This is a genomic window from Wolbachia endosymbiont of Pentidionis agamae (genome assembly GCF_036711655.1).
In the GTDB taxonomy this organism is placed as follows: Bacteria; Pseudomonadota; Alphaproteobacteria; order Rickettsiales; family Anaplasmataceae; genus JAZHPY01.
The window spans coordinates 1-536 of sequence record NZ_JAZHPY010000160.1 but is presented as its reverse complement, the minus strand read 5'-3'; the positions used below and the strand labels follow the sequence as shown (position 1 = coordinate 536).

The window sequence follows — 536 nt, the reverse complement described above, 5'->3', positions numbered from 1 at the left end:
CCAATTCCCATTACTGAGAGAGCGTATAGACAATCAAGGAAAAAAGCCAATAGTGAAATAGGTAAAATAGCTGTGTAAAATGGGATTAAGATCAAAACTGTTATTAGATAAACAGGTGGTAGAATCAGGAAGAAAAATGCTGAAGAAACAATGCATAAAAAATTAAATGCTGTAATTGCAGCAAAAAAGCGTAGTGTAACGGCTGTAGCAAAAATATGCTGCATTTCAAGGAACGCAATAACTTCATGGATAAAGCACTTAAAATTTGGAAGAGAAGAAAAACTGTTTGCTCCCCCTCAGCGCCATAGAAAAACTAGAAAGTCAGCTTGAGCAAGTTTTAAAGAAATGAGAATAAAAATTCAGGAAAAATTTGGCCTGAATATCAGTAAGTCTACAGTACACCGTAATATGAAAAGAATGAAGTATTAGACCACGGCCAGTCCATAGATAAGAATAAACAAGAGGAATTTAAAAAAAATCTTAATGAAATTCAAGTACCCAGAAAAAGAGCTGTTTTTCTTCAAGGTTTGGTACAC

Annotated in this window: 1 pseudogene; it reads left to right on the top strand. The window is 34.0% G+C overall.

Annotation, left to right across the window (positions count from 1 at the left end):
* Nucleotides 1-79: 79 nt before the first annotated feature.
* Nucleotides 80-536, top strand: a pseudogene (locus V6U76_RS05440) (winged helix-turn-helix domain-containing protein); the annotation flags it as partial.